This is a genomic window from Mycobacterium sp. (assembly GCF_049802695.1).
In the GTDB taxonomy this organism is placed as follows: domain Bacteria; phylum Actinomycetota; class Actinomycetes; order Mycobacteriales; family Mycobacteriaceae; genus Mycobacterium.
Map to the genome: position 1 here is coordinate 1 of NZ_JBARMY010000278.1, position 3,872 is coordinate 3,872.

3 protein-coding genes are annotated in these 3,872 nt (G+C 66.8%); all 3 read right to left on the bottom strand.

The annotated features are described in order from the left end of the window. Positions 1-1,498, bottom strand: a 1,498-nt coding sequence (locus WA317_RS11355; protein ID WP_425173122.1) for an ABC transporter family substrate-binding protein, incomplete at its 3' end; no start/stop codon positions are given. A gap of 30 nt (positions 1,499-1,528) precedes the next feature. Beyond that, positions 1,529-3,415, bottom strand: coding sequence for a translational GTPase TypA (gene typA, locus WA317_RS11360; RefSeq protein WP_425173120.1), 1,887 nt, complete (start codon positions 3,413-3,415; stop codon positions 1,529-1,531). Positions 3,416-3,623: 208 nt separating this feature from the next. After that, on the bottom strand, positions 3,624-3,872 hold a 249-nt coding region (locus tag WA317_RS11365), incomplete at its 5' end, for an NUDIX domain-containing protein (RefSeq protein WP_425173121.1).

Consider the following 3,872-nt stretch of genomic DNA (forward strand, 5'->3'; position numbering starts at 1 on the left):
GCGCCGGACAGCCGTAGCGCGAAGCCAGCAGCGTGGCCAGATTGCCGCCGGCCTGATGCCAGCCCACGATTGCGTCGACCTGGTTGTTTACCAGCGCGTCGCGGTACAGCAGGACCGGATCCAGCGCGAGCACCGTCGCGGCGATCCCGACGTCACGCAGTTGGTCGGCGGCTGTGTTGGCCACCGCCGCCGACGTCGGGTCGTTCGCCGCCACGCCGATCACCAGTGACAGCTGCTTGCCGTCCTTGACGATCCGGCCGCGGGTGGTCTCCGGCGGGCCGGTGTTCACCGGTGCCGTCGTCGAGTCCTGGGCCGGCGCCGTTGACGGGGCGGATTCGTCAATCTGGTAGCCGGATGCCTGCAACAACGCCAGCGCCGCGGCCTTGCTCATCGCCGGCGGCGCGGCCGGCACGTATCCCGGGTCACTAGGTGCGCGGATCTGGGCCTGATCCAGCGTCACGGTGTTGTCGCTCCCGGCCCCGACAGCGGCGAGCAGGTCGACGTCGAGAAGCCCCAGGATCGCCTTGCGGACCTGCGATTCGGACAGCTTGGCCTCGTTAGCGCGCAGCGTGAGCTGCATGACGCGCGGCGTCATGATCCGCGCGGTCCGCACGTCGGGAATCGCCGACAACTGGGCGAACGCCGCCGAGCCGCCGTGTACCTGGGCCACCTGGGTGTCGCCGTTGCGGATCGAGTCCGCCAGCGCGGCCGGCGCCCCGGCCCGGCGAAACAGAATCAGGTCCGGTCTGGCGGGCGGGCCCCAGTACCGGTCATTGCGGGCCAGCAGGACCTCGTCGCGCTGCGGGTCGATGGTTTCCACCCGGAACTGGCCACCGGTGACCGGCAGCGCCCGCAGGAGGCCGGCCGGGAAACCGCCAGGCACGTCCTTGACGATATGCGCCGGCAAGATGTTGCTGAACAACTCCCGCCAGCCCGGATACGGCTGAGCGAAGGTGACTACCGCCTGTTTGCCGCCGTCAATCGACTGCACGCCGGTGATCTGGTCGTAGCCGGCCGGGTCGACGACACCGGGTTGACTGACCATCTGCCGCCACAGGTACCAGAAGTCGTCGGCGGCGATGGGGGCGTTGTCTGTCCACTGCGCCTCGGGCCGTATTTTGTAGGTCACCGTGAATGGGTTGTCGTTGGTCACGTCGGCGGACATCAGCAACGTCGGGTCCATCTCCCACCGCGAGCCCGTCGGTTCGTTGGGATCAGCAATCGGTCGAAACGCACTGGGCAGCACCAGTGCGCTGATCGCGGCGTTGACCGCCGAAATGTCAGACAGCAGATGCGGATTGAATCCGGCGCCGATTGAGTCGATGCCCACGATGACCTGCGTGATCTGTTGCGGCGGCGGTATCGTGGCGCGCGAAGTTTCGGTACTTTGCGGCGCCGGCGGCGGGCTGACGGTACAGCCCACGGCCACCAACGCTTGTGCCGAACACAGCGCGGCGATTGCTAAACGCGCGCGGCGACTTCGTTTCGGCACGTTCATCAGCGTATCGGCCACCCGTAGCGTGATCAGTTAACCACGCGCCTTCGCCCGCGATCGGCTGCGGGCCCGCGCGGTGGCGGCCAATTCGACTTTGCGGACGCGAATTACTTCTGGTGTGACTTCTACACATTCGTCGGGTGCGCAGAACTCCATCGCCCGCTCGAGGTCGAGTTCGATCGGTTTGGCCAGCGTCTCGATGACGTCGGCAGTCGACGACCGCATGTTGGTCAGCTTCTTCTCCCGAGTGACGTTGATATCGAGGTCTTCCGGGCGTGGATTGATGCCGACGACCATGCCCTCGTAGGTGTCTTGCCCAGGTTCGACGAAGAACTGACCCCGATCGGCCAGCTGGAGCAGCGCGAACGGCGTGATGGTGCCCGTCCGGTCGGAGACCAACGACCCGGTGTGCCGGGCGCGGATCTCTCCCGCCCACGGTTGATATCCGTTGAACACGGCGTTGCCGATTCCGGTGCCGCGGGTCTCGGTGAGAAAGTCGGTGCGCCAGCCGATCAGCCCACGGCTGGGCACAACGAAATCCATCCGCACCCAACCGGTGGTGTGGTTGGCCATCTCCGTCATTCGGCCTTTGCGGGCAGCCATCAATTGGGTAATGGCTCCAACGTATTCGTCCGGGCAGTCGATGGTCAGCGACTCGAATGGCTCGTGCAGCCGGCCGTCGATGGTCTTGGTGACGACCTGCGGTTTGCCGACGGTCAGCTCGAATCCCTCTCGGCGCATCTGTTCGACCAGCACGGCCAGCGCCAGCTCGCCGCGGCCCTGCACCTCCCAGGCGTCGGGGCGGCCGATATCGAGCACCCGGATCGAGACGTTGCCGACCAGTTCGGCGTCCAAGCGCGTCTTGACCATTCGCGCGGTCAGCTTGTGGCCCGGTACCTTGCCAGCCAACGGCGAGGTGTTGGTGCCGATGGTCACCGAGATCGCCGGCTCGTCGACGGTAATCCGCCGCAGCGCAACGGGATTCGCCAGATCGGCGAGAGTGTCACCGATCATGATCTCCGGGATGCCGGCGACCGCGACGATGTCACCCGCGACGGCCTCGTCGGTCGGTGAGCGCACAACACCCTCGGTAGCCAGCAATTCAGTGATCTTCACGGTGGCGACGACGGGCTCGCCGTCGATCTGCCGCAGCCACGCCACCTGCTGGCCCTTGCGCAACCGGCCGTTGTAGATACGGATGAGTGCGAGCCGGCCCAGGAACGCCGACGCGTCGAGGTTGGTTACCAGCGCCTGCAGCGGCGCGTCCCGGTTGCCGCCGGGCGCTGGAATGTGCTGCAGCAGTATGTCGAACAACGGGTCGAGATTGTCGCCGTCGGGAATTCGGCCATCCGGCGGCGCCACGGTGCTGGCCACGCCGGCGCGTCCGGATGCGTAGAGCGTCGGCAGCCCGAGCGCTTCCTCGGCCGCCTTGGCCGCTTCGTCGTCAAGGTCGGCGGCGACGTCGAGCAGCAGATCGTGGCTGGCTTCGACCACCTCGGCGATCCGCGCGTCCGGCCGGTCGGTCTTATTGACGACGAGGATCACCGGCAGGTGCGCGGCCAGCGCCTTGCGCAGCACGAACCGGGTCTGCGGTAGCGGTCCCTCGGACGCGTCGACGAGCAGCAACACTCCGTCGACCATCGACAGCCCGCGCTCGACCTCACCGCTGAAGTCGGCGTGCCCGGGGGTGTCGATGACGTTGATCACCGTCACGCTGCCGTCGGGGTTGTGCCGGTGCACCGCGGTGTTCTTGGCCAGGATCGTGATGCCTTTTTCCCGTTCCAGGTCACCGGTGTCCATCACGCGATCGGTCAGGCCGCCGCGTTCCTGCAGCGCTCCGGATTGCCGCAGCATGGCGTCGACCAGGGTCGTTTTGCCGTGGTCGACATGCGCGACGATGGCGATGTTGCGGAAATCCACGCCTGTGATTCTGTCAGCGGGGGCCGTTGATCGCGAAACTGAGCGGTCGGGCGGTCGCACAGTGTCCATCGCATCCCTGTGCGTCGACTCTGCATCCTCAGTGCTTGCGCCGGGCGTGTCGGCGCGCTCCCCGCAGAATCGATGCGCTGAGCGCAGTGTCGACGACCACGCTGTGCGCCGCGAGCTTACGAGCGGGAGCTCCTCGCGTTCAAAGTGCTCGACTCAGCGCTGAAAGCCACGCCCGATCGGCGGGAACCCAGTCGATGTCAGTAAGTTCAGCCGCCGTCACCCATTGCAGCGCCTGGTGGTCGTGCGGACGGGGTTCACCGCGCACCAGCCGCACTCGATAGGCCCGCAGCGTCGTCGTGCCGTTCAACTGGATGTCATCGCCCAGGCGTTCGCCGACGGCGACGTCGACACCTAGTTCCTCGGCCAATTCGCGGGCCAGTGCTTCGGC